This is a genomic window from Hydrogenophaga sp., assembly GCF_026125785.1.
Classification (GTDB): Bacteria; Pseudomonadota; Gammaproteobacteria; order Burkholderiales; family Burkholderiaceae_C; genus Hydrogenophaga.
The window spans coordinates 75,797-97,117 of the sequence record NZ_JAHCKL010000008.1 but is presented as its reverse complement, the minus strand read 5'-3'; the positions used below and the strand labels follow the sequence as shown (position 1 = coordinate 97,117).

At 67.3% G+C, this 21,321-nt stretch carries 16 protein-coding genes and 1 riboswitch; of the genes, 14 read left to right on the top strand and 2 right to left on the bottom strand.

The features are described 5' to 3' along the window. Window positions 1-15 precede the first annotated feature (15 nt). Complete coding sequence (locus tag KIT53_RS10305) at window positions 16-2,619, bottom strand: DUF349 domain-containing protein (RefSeq protein WP_297751634.1); 2,604 nt, start codon at window positions 2,617-2,619, stop codon at window positions 16-18. Window positions 2,620-2,720: 101 nt separating this feature from the next. Continuing rightward, window positions 2,721-6,323 carry a DUF748 domain-containing protein gene (locus KIT53_RS10300; protein ID WP_297751631.1) on the bottom strand — a complete coding sequence of 1,201 codons (3,603 nt, stop codon included), beginning with the start codon at window positions 6,321-6,323 and terminating at the stop codon, window positions 2,721-2,723. Window positions 6,324-7,024: 701 nt separating this feature from the next. Here KIT53_RS10300 and KIT53_RS10295 point away from each other — a divergent pair. The 14 genes from KIT53_RS10295 (at window position 7,025) to KIT53_RS10230 (ending at window position 21,320) form a co-directional block, all read left to right on the top strand. Further along, window positions 7,025-7,939, top strand: a complete 915-nt coding sequence (locus KIT53_RS10295; protein ID WP_297751629.1) for a lytic transglycosylase domain-containing protein — start codon at window positions 7,025-7,027, stop codon at window positions 7,937-7,939. A 13-nt stretch (window positions 7,940-7,952) separates the two neighbouring features. Next, window positions 7,953-8,119: riboswitch (ZMP/ZTP riboswitch) on the top strand. 36 nt (window positions 8,120-8,155) lie between these two features. After that, window positions 8,156-9,400: a serine hydroxymethyltransferase gene (glyA, locus tag KIT53_RS10290; protein WP_297751626.1), complete on the top strand. Its 1,245-nt coding sequence runs from the start codon at window positions 8,156-8,158 to the stop codon at window positions 9,398-9,400. Beyond that, the gene (nrdR, locus tag KIT53_RS10285) at window positions 9,397-9,846 is read left to right on the top strand and encodes a transcriptional regulator NrdR (protein WP_297751623.1); all 450 of its coding nucleotides are present in this window, start codon (window positions 9,397-9,399) and stop codon (window positions 9,844-9,846) included. The genes glyA and nrdR overlap by 4 nt, the downstream gene beginning before the upstream one ends. Before the next feature lie 146 nt (window positions 9,847-9,992). Continuing rightward, window positions 9,993-10,601: a GspH/FimT family pseudopilin gene (locus KIT53_RS10280; protein ID WP_297751620.1), complete on the top strand. Its 609-nt coding sequence runs from the start codon at window positions 9,993-9,995 to the stop codon at window positions 10,599-10,601. A 32-nt stretch (window positions 10,602-10,633) separates the two neighbouring features. Next, window positions 10,634-11,110 carry a type IV pilus modification protein PilV gene (pilV, locus tag KIT53_RS10275; RefSeq protein ID WP_297751617.1) on the top strand — a complete coding sequence of 159 codons (477 nt, stop codon included), beginning with the start codon at window positions 10,634-10,636 and terminating at the stop codon, window positions 11,108-11,110. Next, complete coding sequence (locus KIT53_RS10270; RefSeq protein ID WP_297751614.1) at window positions 11,107-12,147, top strand: PilW family protein; 1,041 nt, start codon at window positions 11,107-11,109, stop codon at window positions 12,145-12,147. Before pilV (KIT53_RS10275) ends, KIT53_RS10270 begins: the two co-directional genes overlap by 4 nt. 32 nt (window positions 12,148-12,179) lie before the next feature. Further along, window positions 12,180-12,677 carry a PilX N-terminal domain-containing pilus assembly protein gene (locus KIT53_RS10265; RefSeq protein ID WP_297751611.1) on the top strand — a complete coding sequence of 166 codons (498 nt, stop codon included), beginning with the start codon at window positions 12,180-12,182 and terminating at the stop codon, window positions 12,675-12,677. 28 nt (window positions 12,678-12,705) lie between these two features. Then, complete coding sequence (locus KIT53_RS10260; RefSeq protein WP_297751609.1) at window positions 12,706-16,992, top strand: PilC/PilY family type IV pilus protein; 4,287 nt, start codon at window positions 12,706-12,708, stop codon at window positions 16,990-16,992. A 25-nt stretch (window positions 16,993-17,017) separates the two neighbouring features. Beyond that, window positions 17,018-17,482, top strand: a complete 465-nt coding sequence (locus KIT53_RS10255) for a type IV pilin protein (protein WP_297751606.1) — start codon at window positions 17,018-17,020, stop codon at window positions 17,480-17,482. 14 nt (window positions 17,483-17,496) lie between these two features. Next, window positions 17,497-18,642 (top strand): bifunctional diaminohydroxyphosphoribosylaminopyrimidine deaminase/5-amino-6-(5-phosphoribosylamino)uracil reductase RibD, encoded by a 1,146-nt coding sequence (ribD, locus tag KIT53_RS10250; protein ID WP_297751815.1) that lies wholly within the window; start codon window positions 17,497-17,499, stop codon window positions 18,640-18,642. A 71-nt stretch (window positions 18,643-18,713) separates the two neighbouring features. Continuing rightward, window positions 18,714-19,286 carry a GspH/FimT family pseudopilin gene (locus tag KIT53_RS10245; protein WP_297751603.1) on the top strand — a complete coding sequence of 191 codons (573 nt, stop codon included), beginning with the start codon at window positions 18,714-18,716 and terminating at the stop codon, window positions 19,284-19,286. Further along, a complete protein-coding gene (gene pilV / locus KIT53_RS10240) occupies window positions 19,280-19,840 on the top strand; it encodes a type IV pilus modification protein PilV (RefSeq protein ID WP_297751600.1) in 561 nt (186 codons plus the stop codon). Before KIT53_RS10245 ends, pilV (KIT53_RS10240) begins: the two co-directional genes overlap by 7 nt. Then, window positions 19,837-20,598 carry a PilW family protein gene (locus tag KIT53_RS10235; RefSeq protein ID WP_297751597.1) on the top strand — a complete coding sequence of 254 codons (762 nt, stop codon included), beginning with the start codon at window positions 19,837-19,839 and terminating at the stop codon, window positions 20,596-20,598. The genes pilV (KIT53_RS10240) and KIT53_RS10235 overlap by 4 nt, the downstream gene beginning before the upstream one ends. Continuing rightward, window positions 20,595-21,320 carry a hypothetical protein gene (locus KIT53_RS10230; protein WP_297751594.1) on the top strand — a complete coding sequence of 242 codons (726 nt, stop codon included), beginning with the start codon at window positions 20,595-20,597 and terminating at the stop codon, window positions 21,318-21,320. The genes KIT53_RS10235 and KIT53_RS10230 overlap by 4 nt, the downstream gene beginning before the upstream one ends. Window position 21,321: the final 1 nt, after the last annotated feature.

The window sequence follows — 21,321 nt, the reverse complement described above, 5'->3', positions numbered from 1 at the left end:
CGCGCGGACCGCCACTCAACGCTTGAGCAAGGCCTTGAGCACGTTCTGCAGACGGCGTGCCGCCCCAGCCTCGAACGGGCCCGCCAGCACGGCAGCCACGTCCTCCACCCAGGTATCCGCTGGCGCGGCCGCGTGGCGGCGGGTCAGCAACTGCAGTTGCAGCATGCGCCGTTCACTCAGGTGATCGGCCGGGGTCGGCACGTCCGCACCGATCTCCAGGCGCAGCAGGGCCTCCGCATTCGGCTTTGACGCTGGCGCGGAGACGGCGGCGGCCCAGGTCGCGCGGCCGGCCGCGCTCACGCGCGCACCCAGGGCCTGGGCGGCGGGCAGTTGTTCGGCGTCGCGCTGCTCCCAGGCTCCCTGCAACTGCGTGAGCACCTCGCCATGCGCCTGTGCGGCCAGCTTGCGCAGACTGGCCTGCGCCGATTCCAGGGCCTGGCGCTGCGCGCGGAACGCGGTATCGCCCAGGCGGGGACCGCGCGGCTCGCGCTCCTCGCGCCAAGGCGCACCCCGCCCGCCTCCCTCGGGGCGCGCGGGCCGGCCATCACGGCGCGCATCGCGCCCCGCAGGCTCGGCCTTTTTCATGCCTGGCCGATCGTCACCTCGCATGGCCACCAGTTTGCGGGCCGGTGCGGCGGCCACGGCGGCACCGTCGGCCGGGCTGGCGGCCTCCGCTTTGTCCGCAGCGGGTGCCTCAACGGATTCAGGGCGTGCACTGAGGGCTGCCTCCAGGGCGGTCATGGCCGCACGGATCTGCTGAGCATCACCGCCCGCACTGGCCGTTTCCAGCGCACGCGAGGCTTCCAGCACACGCTGGTCGTGCGCGCTCAATGCGGACGCTGCCTTCTCGCGCTCGCTGCTCTTGCGCGCGAAGGCCTGGTCAATGGGCTGGCGGAACGCCTCCCAGAGCTTCTGTTCCTGCTTGCGCTCCAGCGGCACGGCATGGGCTTCTGCCTGCCAGCGCTGCTGCAGTGCCTTGACCGCGTCGATGCGCAGCGCCGGGGCCTGGCCCAGCTGCTCGGCCTCGGCGATCAAGGCCTTGCGCCGCTCGATGCTCTCGTCCTGTGCCGCCTCCAGCCGGGCGTGTGCGGTGTGCACCACGTCTTTCCAGAGCGGCTGGATCTCGGCGAACGCCTTCTCGCTCAGATGGCCCGCCTCGCGCCAGCGCTCCGAGAACGCATGCAACTCCCGCACCTGGGCTTTCCAGTCGGTGCTCTCGGCGTGCGCCACCGTCCAGGCGCGCAACTCGTCGATGATGGCCGTGCGCTGCGCCTTGTTGGCTTCGCCTTGCTGGCGCATCTGCACCAGCCAGGCCTCCACCACCTTGTGCGCTTCTGTGCAGGCTTCATCAAAACGTTTCCAGAGCGCATGGTTGGGTTGGCCGCCCTGGTCGGTGGTCTTCCATTGCTCGCGCAGACCGCGCAGGGTTTCCTGCATCTTGCGTCCACCCAGGCGTTGGCCCTCGGGCGCCTTGAGCAAGGCCTCCGCCTTGGCCACCAGTTCCTCGCGCAACTGGTCGGCACGCCAGCGCTGCCAGCCTTCGAGTTCACCGGCCTGGGCCAGCGCCGTGTTGGCGCGGGCTTCCAGCGCCGCGCCAACGGCACGGCCATGGCTCTTGAGCAGGTTGCGCACGTCGGCCGCGGCTTTGGGCGTGGCCTTCCCGTGGCCCTCGGCAAGCTCGCGCTCCAGCACGGCCAGCGCGGGCTCCAGTTCGGCCGCTGCACGGGCACGGCGCTCTTGTTGAGCCTGGGCATCCTGGGCAGACTTTTCGCTGGTGACGGGGTTCTCCTGCCCACGCGCGGCACGCAGCTCGTCGGCCCACACAGGCACCGCCGGCAGCGGCGCCTGGGCATCCGCGTCGGCCGCGATGGCCTGAGCCAATGCACTTTCAAAAGCGTCCCACACCAGTTGGAGCTGCTGGCGCGAGGCCTCCAGCATCGGGGGGAACTTGGCGTCCACGCTGGCCCACTGCGGATCCTGCGACAGCGTGCTGGCCTGCGCCTGCCATTGGCTGACGTCGGCCTGCAGTGTCGGAGCGGTCTGCTGCGCCTCGCGCCAGGGTTTGGTGGACAGCACCTCGATGCGCTGGGCAATCAGCACGGCGGCTTCGCGTTCAACCTGCACGCGGTGCTGCAGGTCCTCGATGGCCTTGACGCGCTCGGCCAGCGACTGGCGCAGCGCGGCCAGCGGTTCGCGCGAAAGGGGCGCACCGGCACGCGCCGCATCGCGCTGCCAGGCCAGCGCGTCGGCCAGGTTCAGGCGAGACTGCTCCAGCAGCGTCTGCGCTTTCTGCGCCCACTCCACCGACATCTGTTCCTGGGATTTCTGGCGCTTGAGTTCGTCGAGCTTTTCCTTCAAGGGTTTGGCCGCGCCACGGTCGCGGTGCGACAGCTCCTTGAACACCTCGTTCATCTGCTCCAGCGAAGGTTCGCCCGCCAGCCAGGTGCGGATGCGCGCGGCGCGCTCGCCGGAAGTCGGCGCGGAAAAGGCGCCGCCCGTCAGGGCATCCAACGGATGGGTCGCGGCGCCGCTGGCGGGCTTGGAGGGTTGGGGCGTGTTCACGGTGGGGTCGGAAGCGTTGGACGAGGACGGCGCTTTGCGCAGGGAAAACAGCGACATGGAAAAAGAAACCTGGACGAAACGTGGCGCGCGCCACAGCGGCGCGGACCCAGGCGTATTGTCGCCGCAGTTCGCGGCCCATGCCCCAGCGGGCACCCGGTTCAGCGCGGGGCCAACCGGAGCTCGGCCTGCGGCCGCCAGTTGTCACCCTGGCGGCCCAGCAACGGCGCGCCCAGGAACAGGCGATCCTGCGCCAGTTCACGGCTCGCGAGGTAGTCCTTCACCGCCACCGCACGCGCCACCGCGAGTTCGCGCAGCAGGTCCGGCGAGACCGGCGCTGCCGCCATCAGCAGGGCCTCCATCTCCGCCTGGGGCAGGTCCTTGGCTATGCCGATGAGGTTGCGCGGCTTGGGGATATCAGCACGCCGGTAGGCTTCCTTGAGCAAGGCCGGGTATTCGTCGGGCGAGACCGTCAGGCCTTCGGCCGGTGGCGTCCCGGTGCGGGCCAGCACACGTCGCTTTTCGGCCAGTACCAGTTGATCCAGCCGGGCGCGCTGATAGCCCGTGCGCTCGGACTCGAGGTCTGCATGGCCGACCACGGTCACCTGCAGTGCCGGGCGGTCGGCCAGCGCCTTGGCCACCGCATCGAGCTGCTGGCGGGCCGCGCCGTCCAATACGGCTCGGCCCGCCGGGAAGGCCACCTGGCTCATTTCCGGACCGCCTCCGAAGGCACTGGCGATGAGCGAAAACGGCGCGGTGACGGCCTTGCCGATGAGATTGAAGATCAGGCGAAAGATCAGTGGGCCGATGCGGAACTCGGGGTCGTTCAGCGACCCGCTGATCGGCAGGTTGATGTCGATCACCCCGTTGCGGTCGGCCAGCAGGGCCACCGCGAGCTTGACCGGCAGATTGGGCGCTTCGCTGCCTGCCACACGCTCGCCAAAGCTGAGCTGGTTGAGCACGATCTGGTTGTTGGCGCTCAGGCGGCCATCGGGTTCGACTTTGTACGACACGTCCACACTGAGCTTGCCGCGGTCGATGCCATAGCCGGCGTACTTCGCGCTGTAGGGCGAGAGCGGCGGCAATTCGAGGTTGCGCACCCGCCCGCGGATGTCCAGCGCCAGTGGCTGCGCCAACGGATTGAGCTGGCCGTCGATCTCCAGCGACGCCGTGCCTTCCGCCCGCCCTCGCAGCGTTAGGTCGGCCATGGCCGGCTGAGCGCCTGCCGACGTGCTGCCAAAGGCACTGAGGCTGCCGGTGACCTCGCTGAGGTTGGCCGAATAGTTGGGCTTGATGAACCGGTCGGAGAACAGCACTCGGCCATGGACCAGACTGACCGGCCCGAAACGGATGTCGGCCGGCGGCGACGAGGCCGCCTGCGCCGACGCAGGCGCGCTGTCGCTGGACTTCACCAGCCCTTGCAGATTGAAGCGCCCGCTCTCATCCACGATCACGCGAGCGAAATAGTCGCTGAGCACGGTCTCCTGCACCGCCAGGCGCAAAGGTTGGCCAGGCGCCAATGCCAACCGCAGCCCACGCACCTGCAGCGACTTCCAGGCCAGCAGGTCTTCCGCCGGTGCCAGCGTATTGGCCTGCAGGTCATCCACCGACACCTGACCCTCCAACGCCAGGCTCAAGCCCGAGGCCGGCATGGCGGCCTCCACCGTGCCGCGGAACCCCGCGTCGGCGCGCACGAGCTCCATATTGAGAGCGTCACCAAAGTACGGCTCCAGCACGTGCAGAGGCACCTGTTCGGCCTGCACCCGTGTCTTGACCCTCAGTCCCGCACCGCCCTCCCCTGGCAGGCGCAGGTTGCCGTTCAAGGACAGCTTGCCGGCCTCGCGTACACGGCCCTGCTCGCCACCCGCGAGCTGGAGTTGCAGCGAGACGGGCATGTCCGGCTGCTCGGCGGCCAGCGGCTGCAGGTTGCGCACCTGGAGCCGGATCTGGCGCAGGTCCAGGCTCACCGGGCGGGCGGGCAGGCGGTCTTCCAGCGCCACATGGCCGGCGTCGAGCGACACATCGGCCAACGTCACGCGCCAAGGTACCCCTGGGGCTTGTTCCGCGGCCGGCTGCGCGGCCCGCACCCAGTCCTGCGCCTGCCAGCGGCCGTCCTTTTCGCGCAGCACCTGAACCTGCAGGCCGCGTGCCTTCACCTGCCCGACGTCGGCCTTGTTCGCCGCGAGGTCCAGCACCGCCTCACGCACCTCCAGGCCGGCGAGGCTGGCCAGAGGCCGTCGGGCCGGGCCCAGGCGAAAGCGGTCCAGGCGCAGGCTGGAGACCCCCGCCACCAGCACCTGGGGCCGGGTGTCCTGCGCAGCCTGCCAGCGCCATTGCAGGTCGGCGCTCAGGCGGCCGTCCACCTCGGGTACCAACACCTGCTGCAGGTAGGGTGCGAACATTGGCAGAGGCAGTTCCCCCAGCGCCACCTGGGCCTGGGCTTCTCTGGCGGAGGCGCTGCCCTGCACGGACAGCGGAGTCTGCCCGAGCCGCGCCCGCAACTCGAACGCCGCTGGCGTGGCCATTGGCCAGCGCAGGTCCTGCACCTGTGCCTGCATGTCTTCCAGGCGGAGATCGGCGGCCGGCCTCACGGCGGCATCCGACCACTGCAGCAAGCCACTCTCCAGCACCACCTGCCCCACCTGGACCTGCCAGTCTGGCGCCGGCGGGGCCGGGGCTGCGGGGGTGGCGGGAACTTCAGCAGCAACAGCCGGAGCACTCCAAGCCTGCGCCATGCGCTCAAGATTGAGACGCCCCTGCCCGTCGCGCGAGAGATGCAGTTGCGGCGCTTTCAGCAGCACCCGGGTCAACTCGGCACGGCGTGCCAGTGGCTCCACACGGTGCAGGTCCAGTGCCAGCCGCTCCCAAGACAACAGAGCCACCGCCTCGGACGCGGCGGACGCGCGCTCCACGATGCGCAGCCCCGAAAGCGCGGCAGCCCCGGACAGCACCAGACGCGGTGCGTCCCGGTCCTCGAAGTCGACCTTCAACGCCAACTCCAACGTGCCCGCCTGCGGCTGCAAGGGCCACTGTGCTGGCCAGTAGGGCAGGTAGGGCGTGAGGTCCAACGCGGGAATCTCCACGCGGGCGTCGGTGCGGTGCGACTGGGCAAAAGGCGTGCTGCTGGCGTGCGAGTCGAAGGCACTGCCGTTGAGCACGAAGGCCAGCCTGGGCTCGGTCACCACCTCGCGGCGAGACGGCAGGTTGCTCAGGAAGGGCACCCCCACCTCAAGCTGGGTCAGGCGGTGGGTCACGCCCTTGGCGTCATCGATGAACTCCAGTTCCCCGCCGACCAGGCTCATATTGAAGAGCGCGAAAAGGCTGGGTTCCCCAGGCTTCCCGGATTCGGACGGCCGCAGGCGCTGCAGCACATCGTCGATGTCGTACCGCCCCTCGCCCAGATGGCGCAGCGTCAGCCTGGGCTGCTCCAGGCTGAGGCGGTCGATCACCGGCGCGAGGCGGAACAGCGACTGCAACTCGGCATTGGCGTAAACGCGCGCCATCGTGAACTGCGGCCCGCTCCCCGGCAGGCCGGCGACCTGCAGGCCCTCGATCGAGAGCTCCAGCGACCAGGGCCGAAAGTCCACCCGCTGCACCGTGACGGCACGGCCCAGGGCCTGGCTGGCCTGCTTCTCCAGTTGCCACTTCAGCAAGGGCGGTACCGCCAGCCAGCTCAGCAGCCACACCAGCGCCAAGACACCCAGCGCAATGAGCAAACGCCTCAGCCAGCGGGAGGCGGCCCAGGAGAAGGTCGGTAAATTCATGGGCAATGGAGAACGGACACAGGGCGACAGTGTCGCCCAAGCGCATCCCACACCAGATGCTCACCCCACGAAGCCCCCCAAAAAAGAAACCCCGGCAGAGCGGATCTGCCGGGGTTGACGGCGGGCGAACTGCACTTGCCGTCGGGTTTGGCGGTGGGAGTTGGATGTCCCTCCAGCCTGGAAGCAACAGATTGCTCCCGATGGGGCCGATCAGCGGATCACCGCGTCATCGGCTGCTGTCTGTCATCGAACAGACGACCTCAGGTTACTCCCGGTGCGTACGGGGATCAAGACGTTGGCCGACCAATGGCCATGCGAATTTTCAATCGCTCGCCCTCTCCCCATTCACCCCCCGGAAATCACGTTTTGGAACGCGAAAGGTGCTTGCCAGCCGACAAACGGTCGTAACAGAAGCGCCCCGCTGAAAGCCTTGTGCCACCAAGGCCTGGCGCTAGCGAAGCCCATTTTTCAACGTTTACTTACAGTTGTTCATTACCAAAATGAATAAAAAATCCAATCATAAACATTGACTGGATATTATCAACTCCCTACCATCCGCTCGCTTGCCCGTCCAGGGTAAACCCGCAACGCTGCCAGAAGGCTAAGTCAGCCTCTGTTCCCATGAGGTCAGAGGTTCGATGGCGACCCATCCCGCTGCCCCGCCCCACGACAGGAACGGACAGCGCTCAAGGAGCGACGACATGACCGCGAACCAGGTTTCGCCACAACAGAAGAGCACCTCAGGTGCCGTGGCCTCGTTGAAGACCGCCCTGCGTGACACCTACCAGGGCTTCTTCGATATCACGCACAACAGCTTGGCTCTGCTAGGCACCCTGCTGGCTGTGGCCCTCATCACGCTCGCCGCGCGCGCCGACCTGCGCCAGAGCGCCGAGCAGCAACTGCTGGGCTGGCTGCTGGAGCGCCAGGAAGCCCAGGCCGAAGACACGGTGTACACCGCCGAACCCAGCGCGGTGGACCGCGTCACCGCTGCACTGCCCGCTGCCCTGCCCAAACAGCAGGCCAATGTGACCTACTGGCTCAGCCGCAAGTACCGCGTGGCCGCCGAGCCCCTGGGGGCTCTCGTGGCCGAGGCCTACGACATCGGGACCCGCGCCAGTCTGGACCCGACCCTGATCCTGGCCGTGATGGCGGTGGAGTCGCGCTTCAACCCCTTCGCCCAGAGCCCGGTGGGCGCGCAAGGGCTGATGCAGGTGCTCACGCGCGTGCACACCGACAAGTACGACGACTTCGGCGGCCAGCTCGCCGCCTTCGACCCGGTGTCCAACCTGCGGGTGGGCGTGCGCGTGCTGCAGGACTGCATCAAGCGCGCCGGCTCCATCGAAGGCGGGCTGCGCCTGTACGTAGGCGCCGTCACTTCCGACGGCAGTTGGTACGTCAACCGCGTGATGGCCGAGCACCTGCGCATCCAGAGCGTGGCGCAAGGCAAACCCTTGCCGCGCTATGTGCCCCCGCAGGCCGCGCCCATTCCGGTGGTGGCACCGGCCGCCAATGCGGCCTCGCCCGCTCCGGCCATCAAACCGGGCAGCGAACTGGAGGCGGAGGGTCCGGCCCTTCACCCCATGCCGGCCGCTGGCGGCAGCCTGACCCGCTCCTGAGCTCGGCTAAACTAGCCGGGTACGCAACTGGCGATAGGCGCATCCGGGAACCTCTGGCTCTCAGACTGCGCTGACGTGGCCCCCCTGCCTGGACGCTTGCACGACCGGCGCAGGGACAACCACTGGGAAGCGTGCCGCCGGACCCGCTCCGGTGTTCAGCCGTTCGCCTGGGCAGCCCTTGTCTTCGCGCAAGGTTCCACGTCTTGAAGGACTGCCATGTACGACCGCCACATCCTGATCGAGCAAACCGATCCCGAGCTTTTCGCCGCCATCCAATCCGAGAATGCGCGCCAGGAACACCATATCGAGCTGATCGCCAGCGAGAACTACGCCTCGCCGGCCGTCATGGCCGCCCAGGGCACCCAGCTCACCAACAAGTACGCCGAGGGTTATCCGGGCAAGCGCTACTACGGTGGCTGCGAATTCGTCGATGTGGCCGAACAACTCGCCATCGACCGCGTCAAGCAGCTCTTCGGCGCCGATGCCGCCAACGTCCAGGCCCATTGCGGCGCCTCGGCCAACGAGGCGGTGTTCCTGGCTTTCCTCAAGCCCGGCGACACCATCATGGGCATGAGCCTGGCCGAGGGCGGGCACCTCACCCATGGCATGCCGCTGAACATGAGCGGCAAGTGGTTCAACGTGGTGTCCTACGGCCTGAACGACAAGGAAGAGATCGACTACGACGCCATGGAGCGCAAGGCCCATGAGCACAAGCCCAAGCTGATCGTGGCCGGCGCCTCGGCCTACAGCCTGCGCATCGACTTCGAGCGCTTCGCCAAGGTGGCCAAGGCCGTTGGCGCGATTTTCATGGTGGACATGGCGCATTACGCAGGCCTGATCGCCGCGGGCGTCTACCCCAACCCGGTGCCCCACGCCGACGTGGTGACCTCCACCACCCACAAGAGCCTGCGCGGCCCGCGCGGCGGCATCATCCTGATGAAGGCCGAGCACGAAAAGGCCATCAACAGCGCCATCTTCCCCGGTTTGCAGGGCGGCCCGCTGATGCACGTGATCGCGGCCAAGGCGGTGGCCTTCAAGGAGGCATTGACACCTGAATTCAAGGTTTACCAGCAGCAAGTTCTGACAAATGCACGCATCGTCGCCGAAACGCTGACTTCACGCGGCCTGCGCATCGTCAGCGGCCGCACCGAAAGCCATGTGATGCTGGTGGACCTGCGTGCCAAGGGCATCACAGGCAAAGAGGCCGAGGCCGTGCTGGGCAGCGCCCACATGACCATCAACAAGAACGCCATCCCGAACGACCCGGAGAAGCCCATGGTGACCAGCGGCGTGCGCATCGGTACGCCGGCCATGACCACCCGGGGCTTCAAGGACGAAGAAGCGCGCCAGACGGCCAACCTGATCGCCGATGTGCTGGACAACCCGCGCGACCCGGCCAATATCGAGGCGGTCCGAGCCAAAGTGAACGCCTTGACCGCGCGCTTCCCCGTGTACCGATGAAATGCCCGTTCTGCGGCCACCTCGAAACCCAGGTCGTGGAGACCCGGGTTTCGGAAGACGCGGATTTCATTCGCCGTCGGCGGCAGTGTGGGCATTGCGAGAAGCGCTTCACCACCTATGAGCGCCCGGAGGTGAGTTTTCCGGCCGTGGTGAAGAAGGACGGCCGGCGGGTGGACTATGTGCCGGCCAAGCTGCGGGCTTCGTTCTCGCTGGCACTGCGCAAGCGGCCAGTGAGCACCGAGCAGGTGGATTCGGCGATCGAGCGCATCGAGGAGAAGCTGCTCAACCTGGGCGCCCGGGAGGTGGCCGCTGCGCGCCTGGGCGAAATGGTGATGCGCGAACTCAAGAAGCTGGACAAAGTGGCCTACATCCGCTTTGCCAGCGTCTACCGAAGCTTCGAGGACATTGACGAATTCCGCGCGCTGGTGGACGAGGTCCGCAAGTAGCCAGGAAGGGCGTTTCCGCGAGGCAGCTTCCCCCTCCCGACCGGCCTTTTCGTGATCTTCCGTACGGCTTCGACCGTCCATCCTGCCCAGACGGCACTTCGGCGTCTGTCCGGTACGGCTGCGGGTATCCCGCCCACAATTCAGCCGTGAAACATTCATTTACCTGTTCGCCTGGGCACCGTTCCACCGCCCAGGCAGGCTTCACGCTGATCGAACTCATGGTCGGCGTGGCGATCATGGCCATCATTCTGGCCTTCGGGGTACCCAGTTTCCAGTCCGCCATTGCTTCCAACCGCCTGACCGGAACGACCAACGACCTGGTCAGTGCGATGGCGCTGGCCCGCACCGAAGCGATCCGGCGTGGGACGCGGGTCACGCTGTGCAAGAGTGCCAACGCCACCCAATGCACCAACGCAGGCCAATGGACCCAGGGCTGGATTGTTTTCGTGGACACGACCCGCTCCTCGACCGACGCCTCCGTGGACACGGGCGAAACCATACTGGCCAGTCAGGCCGCCTCGCCGCCCAACATCGCGCTCAAGGGCACGGCCGACGTGGCGAACTTCATTTCCTTCGGCGCCGATGGCCGGCCCAAGCTGATGAACGGCGCCGCGCAGTCCGGCTTCCTCCAGGTCTGCAGCACCGTTGGCGCGCTGGCGGACAGCCGGCGCGCCAGAGATGTCGAGATCACGGCGGCTGGCCGTGTCATCACCCATACCCCGAGTTCCGTCTCCGCCTCATGCCCCGACCTATGAGAAACCGTCAGCGCCCTGCCCTGCCTGCGTCCGTGTCGCGACCGCCCCTGAGCCGGCGGCAGCGCGGCGTGGGTTTGATCGAGATTCTGGTCGCGGTGCTGATCCTGGCGCTCGGCCTGCTGGGCATGGCAGGCCTGCAGGCCAACGCGCTCAAGACCAACCAGAGCAGCTACGCACGTGGACAGGCCGTGATGCTCAGCTACTACATGCTCGACGCCATGCGGGCGGACCGCTCCGCCGCCGTGTCCCTGGCCTACAACACCGGCACGGTGAGCGCGGGCGTCATCACGCCCATCTGCAGCCCACTGGCCATCACCGGCAGCACCCTGGCGGACAACAACCGCAAGGACTGGATCGAGAGCCTCAAGATCAGCCTGGGCGCGGACGAGGCGACCTGTGGCGCCATCAACTGCGACGTCGATGGCGTCTGCACCATCCAGATCACCTGGGACGACAGCCGCGCCGGCGGCCTGGGCGCCCAGCGTTTCGAGACCCAGAGCCGACTATGAGCCGCCCTCTTCCCCTCTCTTCTCGCCAGATGGGCCGGCGGCGTCAGGCCGGCTTCAGCATCGTCGAACTGATGGTCGCCCTGGTGCTGGGCTTGCTGCTCATCGGTGGTGTGATCAACATCTTCATGACCAACCAGCAGACGTTCCGCACCAACGAGGATCTCGGCCGGCTGCAGGAAAACGCGCGCATCTCGTTTGAACTGATGGCTCGCGAGGTGCGCCAGGCTGGCGGCAATCTCTGCGGCGCCAGCCTGATGGCCAATGTGCTGAACAACTCGGGCACGGCCTGGTGGGCCGACTGGGCCGCCGGCGTGCTGCAGGGCTTCGACAACGACCAGGTGGCCACGGGCATCGTCGCCACGAACAACGCCATCAGCTCGCGGGTGGCGGGCACCGACGCCATACGGGTGCTCAGTGGCGGCATGTTCGACGGCGTCACCATCACGGCGCACGATGCCGATGCCGCCCAGATCACCCTGAACACGGCCGACCATGGGTTTGCCACCGACGACTACGTCGTGGTGTGCGACGGCCAGTCCGCCGCATTGGCCAAGCTCACCAACGCCACGTCCGGCACCTCGGCCAATGTGCTGCATGCCAACGGTGCCGGCGCGACGGACAACTGCAGCAAGGGCCTGGGCTATCCCACGGACTGCTCGTCCGCGACGGGCAATTCGCGCAGCTTCCAGCCAGGGGGCTTCGTCACCCGCTACACCGCGAGCACCTGGTATGTCGGCAACAACCAGCGCGGCGGACGCTCGCTCTTCCGGGCGAACGCGACCGGCATGGAGGAAATCGCCGAAGGCGTGCGCGACATGCAACTGGACTACCTGCTGCGCAACACCGCCACCGGCGTGCTCGACTCCAACTGGGTGAAAGCCGACGCGATCACCGACTGGACCACCGGAGCCACGGCCCAGGTGGTGGCGGTCCGCCTGAAACTGACACTGCAGACCCAGGCGCCGGTAGGCACCGATCAGCAACCGCTGCAGCGCCAGCTCATCCATGTCGTGAACCTGCGCAACCGACTCTCCTGATGAAGACCGAACGCCCCCTCCCTTCACACCCCATGCCACACCGCGAAAGCGGCGTGGCATTGGTCGTTGCACTGATCCTGCTGGTGATCATGACCCTGGTGGGTCTGAGCGCGCTGCGCACGGTGACGCTGGAAGAAAAGATGACCGCGCAGACTTTTGACCGCAGCCTGTCCTTCCAGGCGGCGGAGGCTGCGCTGCGTGAGGCCGAGGCGCTGGTGGAGGCCACGGTGCCCACGCCAGCCGCCCTCACGCCCTGCGTCAACGGGGTGTGCGGCGCGCCCAATGCCGCCGCCACCGCGCGGTGGGCCGACAGCAGCTTCAGCGGCTGGCACGACGCCGCCGCCGTGGCCAACGGGCCCATCAGCCTCACCCCGCAGTACATCATTGAATACCTGGGCAACACCTTCCCTTGCCAGCCTGGCACGCCCTCAGCCGGCAACGACTGCAAGCGCTACCGCATCACCGCGCGCAGCAACGCTGGCGCCGACCGTGCGTCGGTGACGCTGCAGTCCATCTTCGCGGCCGAATGAGTCGAACGATTTCCCTGGGAGCCTCGCCATGAAATGTCTGTCACACCTGAACACTGCGCTGAAGATCGCGTCGATCACCGCCATCGTGTCGACCACGCTGAGCGTGCAGGCGCTGGACTGGCCCAGCAAGCCACTGGGGGCGACCATCAGCGCCAAGCCCATGACCATGCTGGTGGCCGGACGGGACCACAAGTTCTTCTATGAGGCCTACAACGACGCCAGCGACGTCGATGGCGATGGCACGCTGGATGTCCGCTTCAAGCCCTCGATCACCTACTATGGGCTGTACGACTCGACGCTGTGCTACGCCTACACCGGCGCCAGCAGCAACCAGGCCGACCGCAACGACAACACCGGCCTGTTCAGCCCCGGCGCGACGGCCGACGACAGCCGCCGCTGTTCGGGAAGCACCACGCACCGCTGGTCGGGCAACTGGCTCAACTACGTCACCACCAGCCGCATCGACGCCCTGCGCAAGGTGCTGTACGGGGGCTATCGGGAAGTGGATGGGGACGGCACGGGCACCAACACCCAGACCATTCTGCGCCGCGCCTACATTCCGCAGGACGCGCACAGCTGGGGCAAGGAATACCACAACGCAACCACGGATGGCTACAAGATCAGCGACTACACACCGCTGGCGGAGCCCACTGCCGACAATCGCCGACACTTCTTCGGGAACCTGACCGCGAACTACGACCGCAACTGCAGCACGCTGGACAGTTGCAGCAACCGGGCGCCTATCCTGCGCGTGCGCGAGAACGTTCCCAACAACCGCCGGATCTGGGAATGGGCCTCCAAGGAACGTCCTGTGCTGCACGACAGCCTGTCCACCGGCAGCTTTCCCAGCGGCACAGGAGCGGAGCGCAATTTCACCGTGCGCGTCCTGGTCTGTACGGCCACCTACCACAACGACTGCAAGCAGTACCCGAATGGCCAGTACAAGCCCGTGGGGCTGCTGCACGAGTACGGTGAGACCGATGCGATGCTGTTCGGCCTGCTCTCCGGCAGCTACGACAAGAACATGAGTGGCGGGCGCCTGCGCAAGGTCGTTTCTTCCTTCAAGGACGAGGTCAACACCAACACCGGTGTGTTCACCAGCAACGCGCGCATCGTGCGCACCTTCGACCGCATCCGCATCCGCGGCTACAACAACGGCAGCACCGACCAGTCCTACAAGAACGGCTGGGTGACCACGCGCGCGCCCAACGAGGGCGAGTTTCCGGACTGGGGCAACCCGATCGGTGAAATGCTGTACGAAGCCACGCGCTATTTCGCGGGCAAGAAAAGCGCCACCACCGCCTTCATGGGCACCACCACCGTGGACACCGAAGTGGGTCTGTCCAATGTCACCTGGGACGACCCCTATGAGGCCACCAGCGCAGCCAAGGCCTCGTACTGCTCGCGCGCCAACTTCCTGACCATCTCGGACATCAACCCATCCTTCGATTCGGACAGCCTGCCCGGAAGCCACTTCAACAGCTACTCCGGCGACATCACAGGACTGGACGTCAAGGCCCTGGGCGACACCATCACCGCGGTGGAGTCCAACATCACCGGCCAGCGCTTCATCGGTCAGTCGAATACGACCTACGACACGGCGCCAACACCGAAGAGCGTGACCTCGCTGGGCACCATCCGCGGACTCGCGCCGGAAGAGCCAACCAAGCAGGGAAGCTACTACTCCGCCTCCATGGCCTACTACGCCAAGGCGACCGACCTGCGCACCTCGCTGCAGGGCAAGCAGTCCGTGGACAACTACGTGGTGGCGTTGAGTTCGCCGCTGCCGCGCATCGAAGCCAAGCTGCCCAACGGCAAGGTGATCAGCCTGGTGCCGTTCTCCAAGTCCGTGGGGGGCTCCAGCATCTCGGCCACCAAGGGCCAGTACCAGCCCACCAACCAGATCGTGGACTTCTACGTCGAACGCATCGCGAACTCGGGCACCGCCGACATCGACGCCACCGTGAACGAAGGGCGGTACGAGGCCGTCTTCCAGATCAACTTCGAAGACGTGGAGCAAGGTGCCGACCACGACATGGACGCCATCGCGAAGTACACGGTGAAGGCCAACGCAGACAACACGCTGTCCGTCACCGTGGAGCCGACCTACCAGGCCGGCGGCATCTACCAGCACATGGGCTACGTCATTTCAGGAAGTACAGCCGACGGCGTGTACCTGGTGGCGCGCGATGAAACGGGCTCCGGTTCGTACTTCCTGAACGTGCCGGCGGGGCGCGCACCGGGTTACTGCGACGCGACCACGCCACCCACGGGATGCAATTCGCTGCCGACCATCGGCAGCACGCCCTCCGTCTTCACCTTCACGCCCAACTCAGGCACGGGCGGCGCCACCCTGCTGCGCGACCCGCTGTGGTACGCCGCCAAGTGGGGGGGCTTCGTGGACCGCAACAACAGCAACACGCCGGACCTGCCGCTCGAGTGGGACTCCAACAGCGACGGTGTACCCGACACCTACTTCCTGGTGCAGAACCCGCTGAAACTGCGCGAGGCACTGAAAAAGGCGTTTGACAACATCATCGAGAAGAGCGGCAGCGGCGGCAACATCATCGCCAACAGCACCGTGCTTTCCACCGACTCGCTGGTCTACCAGGCCACGTTCAACAGCACACGCTGGTCCGGCGACCTCTCGGCCTACCCAGTGACCGACGCGGGCGTGGGCTCCATCGCGTCCTGGCGGGCGGCAGACCACATACCGGTGGCCGGCTCGCGCAAAATCACCTACTGGTCCGATGTCACCGGACCCGAAAAAGGCAAGCTGTTCAACTGGGCCAGCCTGTCTGCCAATGAGCGCACGCACATCACCAGCGAGAACCTGCTGAACTACCTGCGCGGCGTGCGCACCCTGGAGATCCAGGAAGGTGGCACCCTGCGCGACCGCTCACCGGCCACGGTGCTGGGCGACATCACCCACTCCTCGCCGGCCTATGTGAAGGACACCGACACGGTCTATGTGGGTGCCAACGACGGCATGCTGCATGCCTTCAATGCCCGCACCGGGGTGGAGCTGTTCGCCCACATCCCCAGCCCCATGCTGCCGCGCATGAAGAACCTCGCCTCGCCGGCCTACAACGACCAGCACGAGTACTTCGTGGATGGCGACATCGCCGTCTCTGCGCGCACGCCGGTGCACACCAACAACTACCTGGTGGCCACGCTGGGCCGTGGCGGCAAGGGCCTGTTCGGCCTGGACGTGACCAACCCCGCGGGCTTCTCGACCACCAACGTGCTCTGGGAATACGTCAACACGGCGGACGCCAACCTGGGCTACATGCTGGGCCGTCCCATACTCGCCACGATGAACAACGACGAGCGCGTGGTGATCGTGGGCAATGGCTACAACAGCACCAACCAGAAGGCTGTGCTCTACATCTTCAACATGGTCACCGGTGCGCTGGTGACCACCATCGACACCGGCGTGGCCGGCGACAACGGCCTGGCCACGCCGGGCCTGTTCGACGCCAACGGCGATGGCAAGGTCGACTTCATCTACGCGGGCGACCTCAAGGGCAACGTGTGGAAGTTCGATGTCTCTGGCACTACCGTGGCCAGTTGGGCGCTGGCCAACGGCGGATCACCGATCTTCCAGGCCCGGGACAACGCCAACAACCCGCAACCCATCACGGCGCCCATCAACATCGCGCGCAACGATGTGTCCAGCGACGTGAACTTCGGCAAGCGCTTCGTGCATTTCGGCACCGGCAGCTATTTCCGCACCGGCGACCCGAACGACACCCGCGTGCAGACGCTGTATGGCCTGATCGACGAAGGCTCCGCCATCAATGGCCGCGCCAACCTGGTGTCGAGAACCGTCTCGCAGACCGGCACCTTCGATGGCAAACTCGTGCGAACCTTTGCGACGGCGGCCGCGAACGACATGTCCGGCAAGTCAGGCTTCTACCTGGACCTGCCCGCATCCGGCGAGCGCGTGACCACCGCCGCTAGAATTTTCCGTCTGGCCGAGCCCACGCTGATCTTCAGTTCCATCATCCCGGTGGTCGACGAATGCACCCCGGGCGGCAACGGCTACCTCAATGCCATCAACCCCTACACTGGCGCGCGCCTGACCAAACCGTTCTTCGACGTCAATGACAATGGCCAATTCCTCGACGATCTGCTCGGCGGTGCCTACATCGGCTCGATCGACCTCGGCGTGGGCATGCCCGGCGAGGCCATCCTCGTGGGCAACCGTCTGGCCGTCGGCGGCTCCAAGGGCACGGTGGAGGACATCCGCGTCAACACCGGCGCGGTGCCGGTCAAAGGCCGCCTGACCTGGCGCGAGATCATCCGGGACTGACGCGCCCGCCACAGGACCCCTACCCATGACCACTTTCCGCCGCCGCACCCACTTCCCGCATCTGCTGCACCAGCGCGGCTTCACGCTGGTGGAACTGATGATCGTGATCGCCATCGTCGGCATCCTCGCCGCGGTCGCCTACCCCAGCTACCTCAACTACATCCAGAAGTCGCGCCGCGCCACGGCCAGCGGCTGCCTGATGGAGCTTTCGCAGTGGGTGGAGCGCAACTACACCACCTGCCTGTCCTACAACAAGACCGGCGCCGGCTGCACCACCGACCTCACCAGCGCCCAACTGCCCAACCTCACCTGCCGCACCGACCTCGCGGGCATCTACGCCTTCAGCTTCGCCGCCAACCCGAGCGCCACGGCCTACCAACTCCAGGCCGTGCCCGGCGCCCCCCAGGCCGGCGACACGCGATGTGGCACGCTCACGCTCAACCAGTTGGGCGCCAAGGGCGCGGCATCCACCACCGGCTGCTGGAGGTGACCGGCGCCGACGCCATGGCCCGCGCCCTGGCGCTGGCCGAACGGGCGCTTTACCTCTCCAACCCCAACCCCCGCGTGGGCTGCGTGCTCACGGACGCCGATGGCCGCGAGATCGGCCAGGGCCACACGCAACAGGCCGGTGGGCCGCATGCCGAGGTCATGGCCTTGCGCGATGCCCAGGCGCGCGGGGAGAGCACCCAGGGCGCCACGGCCTTCGTCACCCTGGAACCTTGCTCGCACCATGGGCGCACGCCACCCTGCTGCGACGCCCTGGCCGCCGCTGGCATCGCCCGGGTCGTGGTGGCCACCACGGACCCCAATCCGCTGGTGGCGGGCCGCGGCCTGCAACGCCTGCGCGATGCCGGCGTGGCCGTCGAGCTGCTGCCAGACGACCATGGGCTGGCCCACGCCTCGCGCGAACTCAACATCGGTTTCTTCAGCCGCATGATCAGGCAACAGCCTTGGGTGCGCATGAAGGTGGCCGCCTCGCTGGACGGCACCACCGCCCTGCACAACGGCACGAGCCAGTGGATAACCGGCGGAGCAGCCCGCGCCGACGGCCATGCCTGGCGCGCACGCGCCTGCGCGGTGCTCACGGGTGTCGGCACGGTGCTGGAGGACAACCCCATGCTGGATGTGCGCCTGGTGGACACACCTCGCCAGCCGCACCTGGTGATCGTCGACAGCCATCTGAAGACACCCGCGAACGCCCGCCTGTTCGAGACCCCGGCGAACGGCCTGGCGCGGCAGATCTGGATCTACCATGCCAGCGACGAAGACCCGGCGAAGATGGCCGCCCTGCGCGCACGCGGTGCCACCCTCATCCCCATGCCGGGAGGCCTGCGAGGCAAGGTGGACCTGTCGGGTCTGCTGACGGACCTGGGCCGGCGGGAAATCAACGAACTTCATCTGGAGGCGGGGCACAAGCTCAACGGCTCCTTCCTGCGCGAAGGCCTGGTGGACGAGTTGCTGCTCTACCTGGCGCCAAGCCTGCTGGGACCCGGTGCGGGCCTGGCCGACATCACGCCCCTGGAACGTCTGGACGACGCTACCGCGCTGCACTACGTGTCAGCCGACCTGGTGGGTGGCGACCTGCGGCTTCGCGCCCGCGTCAACGGCCATGATGCCTTTCTGACCCATCCACCCAGGCCAGCCGGATAAGATCACTTTTCAACTCAGCGTATTCCCTGAAAGAGGTCTTTAGTACTCTTTTTTGCTGATACAGTGCCGCCATGCAAATGGCGCCACCTTCTTCCCCCGTTTCGGTCCGCCTCCACCCCGCCACCAGAGGCTTCTCGCTGCTGGAACTGCTGACCGTGCTCGCCGTGCTGGGCGCGCTCGCGGTATCCGCCGCCCCCAGCTTCGCCAGCCTCACGCGCGCCCATCGGGTCGAGGCACTCAAGAACCAGTTCATCGGCAGCCTCCACTTCGCCCGCATGGAGGCGCTCCGGCTCGGTCAGCCGGTGGTGTTCAGGCGCCTGGAGCCCTGCGGTGAGGCCGTGCTCGGGGCAGGCGACTGGCGCTGCGGCTGGCGTCTGTTCGCCGACGCGAACGGCAACGGCTCCCTGGACAAGGACGAGACCGTGCTGCAGGAGAGCGCGCTGCCGGCGCAGACCGTGCTGCGAAAAGCGGGCGTGGTGAACCCGGGTTCGATCGCACTGGACCGCTACGGCCAGGTCACACAAGCCGGCACCCGCATGGAACTGTTCCCGGCCGGCAACGGTTTTTCGGCAGCGGATGGCGTCCTGGTGTGCCTTCCGGCCGGCAGCCGCGTGCGCACCGTCAAAGGAGCGACCCAATGCTGAAGCGCTCCCGAGGCGGCCGGTGCCAGTCGGGCATCAGCCTGATCGAAAGCCTGGTCGCGATGCTCATCCTCGCGCTGGGTGTGCTGGGGCTGGCCGGCCTGCAGGCCGGTTCGCTGGCCCATGCACGCAACGCCAACGCACGCACCGCCGCCGTGCAAATGGCCAACGACTTGCTGGAACGGGTCCAGACGAACCCTGCCCTCGCTCGCCGCACCGTAGTCAATCCACCGCCGTTGCCACTCTACGAAACCGCATGGGGCGACACACCAGAGAAAACCGCCGATTGCCTGCGCGATGTCTGCTCCGGCGAACAGCTCGCCCGCCATGACCTCTGGCAATGGAAACGCACCGTCCGGAGCACCCTGCCCGGCGGCGAGGCCCGCGTGTTCCGTTCGCGCACCGACCCCAGCCAGTTGGGCGTGCTGCTCGGCTGGACCGACCCTGTAGCCCTCTACGCAGGCCACGGCGCCGGCAACGCGGTGCCCGATGCCGACGAGGCCGACGCGACCTGCCCAGCCGGCTACGCCTGCCATCTGGTCTACATCCGGCCATGAGCGCTCCAGGCACCCTGCAGCCCCCCACGGCACGAACACGGCAGGCGGGCGTTGGCCTGGTCGAGCTGCTGGTCGCGCTGGTCATCGGCATGCTGGTCTCCATCGCCGCCATCGGCACGCTCTCGCACGCGAGGCTGAGCGCGGGCCTGCTCGGCGAGGTCACCCGCCTGTACCAGGACGCCGACATCGCGCTGCGCATCATCGAACAGCAGGTCAGGCCTGCAGGTGGACGCAGGCTGCTCAACGTCGGTGGCGGTGCCCAGGTGGCGTTCGGCGCCGGGCCGGTCGCAAGCGACGCCACCGCACTGCCGCGAGCGGTAGACGGCCAACAAGGAGCCGCCGGCAAGCCGGACACCTTGCGCACCGCGACGGACGCGGACGCGGCTGTCGACGCCAGGGACTGCCTGGGCAATCCCCCCACCGGCGACCGTGTGCAGAGCGCGTTCGAACTTGTGGCGGGCAACCTGCGCTGCAAGGGCTCCGGCCAGGCCAACCCGGCCCCCCTGGTCGAGGGCGTCGAAGACTTCCAGGTGCGGTACGCCGTGCGTGTGGCCGACGACAGCCTGCAGTACCAGGAAACCCCGACAGACTGGGGCCAGGTACAGGGGGTCTGGGTCTGCCTGCGGCTGGCCAGCCCGCTGAGAACGGCGGGACGGGGCGCCAGCCTGACCGGCTGCCAGGACGAAACCGTGCCGGCCGACGGCCGCATCCGCCGCGTGTTCATGCGCGTGATCCACCTGCGCAACGCGTCCGCATGAGCCGCCAGACCTTGGACCGCCAGCGGGGCGTCGCGCTCCTGGTGGTCATGGCCGTGCTGCTGCTGGCCAGCGTGTCGCTGCTCGGCGGCCTGCAGACTGGCTGGCTGGGCGAACGCCGCGCAGGCAGCGGCAGCGACGCCCAGCGCGCCTTTGCCGCCGCCGAGGCACTGGTGCGCGACGCGGAACTGGACATTCTGGGGCTGCGCGCAGACGGCCAGCCGTGCGGGCGGACCGCCGGCATCGACAGCGCGTGCAGGCAGGCCGCCGGCACGGGCGTGTACTTCCCTCAGGACGACGACGACCTGGACATCCTGGGCCCTCGCCTCGCAGGCGGTTACCGCCAATGCCTGCAGGGCATCTGCATGCCGGCCTCGGTGGATGCCCTGGACGCCAAGGCCTGGACCGAGGACCTGGCGGCCATGACCGCGGGTGAAGGCGACCGAGCCATTGCCGCCACCTACGGCCGCTACACGGGCGCCAAGCCGGGAGCCGATGGACACCCACTGCTGGACCCGGCGAGGTCCGCCGCCTGGTACTGGGTCGAGGTGTTTCGCTACGCCGACGCCGCCGCCATCCTGACCCCTGTGGCCGACCTGCCGGTGCCCGATCGCCGCCACCCCTTCATCTACCGCATCCACGCCTACGTACAAGGCCTCAAGCCAGGCACGCGCGTGCACCTGCGCACCGTCTTCGTGCCGCGCCCCCAGAACCAGAACCCCTGAC

Excerpts from the sequence above, each read along its gene's own strand:
- KIT53_RS10305 (WP_297751634.1), bottom strand. The coding sequence starts at position 2,619 with ATGTCGCTGTTTTCCCTGCGCAAAGCGCCGTCCTCGTCCAACGCTTCC.
- KIT53_RS10300 (WP_297751631.1), bottom strand. The coding sequence starts at position 6,323 with ATGAATTTACCGACCTTCTCCTGGGCCGCCTCCCGCTGGCTGAGGCGT.
- KIT53_RS10295 (WP_297751629.1), top strand. The coding sequence starts at position 7,025 with ATGACCGCGAACCAGGTTTCGCCACAACAGAAGAGCACCTCAGGTGCC.
- glyA (WP_297751626.1), top strand. The coding sequence starts at position 8,156 with ATGTACGACCGCCACATCCTGATCGAGCAAACCGATCCCGAGCTTTTC.
- nrdR (WP_297751623.1), top strand. The coding sequence starts at position 9,397 with ATGAAATGCCCGTTCTGCGGCCACCTCGAAACCCAGGTCGTGGAGACC.
- KIT53_RS10270 (WP_297751614.1), top strand. The coding sequence starts at position 11,107 with ATGAGCCGCCCTCTTCCCCTCTCTTCTCGCCAGATGGGCCGGCGGCGT.
- KIT53_RS10265 (WP_297751611.1), top strand. The coding sequence starts at position 12,180 with ATGCCACACCGCGAAAGCGGCGTGGCATTGGTCGTTGCACTGATCCTG.
- KIT53_RS10260 (WP_297751609.1), top strand. The coding sequence starts at position 12,706 with ATGAAATGTCTGTCACACCTGAACACTGCGCTGAAGATCGCGTCGATC.
- KIT53_RS10255 (WP_297751606.1), top strand. The coding sequence starts at position 17,018 with ATGACCACTTTCCGCCGCCGCACCCACTTCCCGCATCTGCTGCACCAG.
- ribD (WP_297751815.1), top strand. The coding sequence starts at position 17,497 with ATGGCCCGCGCCCTGGCGCTGGCCGAACGGGCGCTTTACCTCTCCAAC.
- KIT53_RS10245 (WP_297751603.1), top strand. The coding sequence starts at position 18,714 with ATGCAAATGGCGCCACCTTCTTCCCCCGTTTCGGTCCGCCTCCACCCC.
- pilV (WP_297751600.1), top strand. The coding sequence starts at position 19,280 with ATGCTGAAGCGCTCCCGAGGCGGCCGGTGCCAGTCGGGCATCAGCCTG.
- KIT53_RS10235 (WP_297751597.1), top strand. The coding sequence starts at position 19,837 with ATGAGCGCTCCAGGCACCCTGCAGCCCCCCACGGCACGAACACGGCAG.
- KIT53_RS10230 (WP_297751594.1), top strand. The coding sequence starts at position 20,595 with ATGAGCCGCCAGACCTTGGACCGCCAGCGGGGCGTCGCGCTCCTGGTG.